We start from the raw sequence: 1,209 nt of genomic DNA, 5'->3' as shown, positions 1-1,209 counted from the left end.
GCAATGAGGGCTACGTCGTGGAGCATTACGAGCTGACGCTGGACTACCGGGTGGGGCCGAACCGGATGTCGGCGGTGGCGGTGCTGACGTGCCGGGCGACGGCGCGGTTGGCGGCGGTGGTGCTGGACTTCTCCGATCATCTGCGGGTGGATCGGGTGATTCTTCAGGACGGCCGGCGGCTGCGGTTCGAGCATCGTAAGGAGAAGCTGCGGGTGACGCTTCCGACGCCGGTGGTGGCGGGGGAGCAGGTGGTGGTGGAGGTGGTGTACCGGGGCGCGCCGCGTCCGGTGTCGAGCCGGTATGGCGGGCTGGGTTGGGAGCAGTTGGCCGACGGGGTGTTGGTGGCGTCGCAGCCGACGGGGGCGCCGTCGTGGTTCCCGTGTAATGACCGGCCGGATGAGAAGGCGACGTATCGGGTGCAGGTGAGTACGGCCTCGCAGTACCGGGTGGTGGCGAACGGCCGGCTGGCGCCGGTGGCGCACAGCGGGTCGTCCTCGACGTGGACGTTCGTGCAGGACGCGCCGATGGCGACGTATCTGGCGACGGTGCAGATCGGGCCGTATCAGCGGATTGATTTGCCGGTGGTCGGCAGCGGCGTGCCGCAGCTGCTGGTGGCGCCGGTGCGGCGGGCGTCGGCGGCGCGGGCGGCGTTGGCGCGGCAGGACGAGATGGTGGCGTTGTTCGGCGGGCTGTTCGGGCCGTATCCGTTCGAGGCGTACACGGTGGTGGTGACTGACGACCACCTGGAGATCCCGGTGGAGGCTCAGGGTGTGTCGATGTTCGGCAGCAACCACATGGACGGGGAGTGGGAGCGGCTGATCGCGCACGAGTTGGCGCACCAGTGGTTCGGCAACTCCCTGACCTTGGGGGATTGGCGCGACATCTGGCTGCACGAGGGCTTCGCCTGCTACGCGGAGTGGCTGTGGTCGGAGGGCTGCGGCGAGGGGTCGGCCGACGGGCACGCCCGCACCTGGCACCAGCGGCTGTCCCGGCTTCCGCAGGATCTGGTGCTGGCCGATCCCGGCCCGGCGGATCTGTTCGACGACCGCGTGTACAAGCGGGGTGCGCTGACGCTGCACGCGCTGCGGTTGTCGGTCGGCGACGAGGTGTTCTTCACCCTGTTGCGGACCTGGACCGACCGGTTCCGGTACTCGACGGTGTCCACGGCCGGGTTCGTGGAGGTGGCGTCGTCGGTGGCCGGGCGGGACC

General features: G+C 70.0%; 1 protein-coding gene. It reads left to right on the top strand.

What is annotated here, in order from left to right; all coding sequences use genetic code 11:
* Positions 1–17 precede the first annotated feature (17 nt).
* Positions 18–1,209, top strand: a 1,192-nt coding sequence (locus IZR01_RS49220; RefSeq protein WP_323747330.1) for a M1 family metallopeptidase, incomplete at its 3' end; no start/stop codon positions are given.

The sequence above is a fragment of the Catenulispora pinisilvae genome (assembly GCF_015356865.1).
Classification (GTDB): Bacteria; Actinomycetota; Actinomycetes; order Streptomycetales; family Catenulisporaceae; genus Catenulispora; species Catenulispora pinisilvae.
The sequence above is the reverse complement of the archived record's forward strand: the minus strand, read 5'-3'. Positions and strand labels throughout refer to the sequence as shown.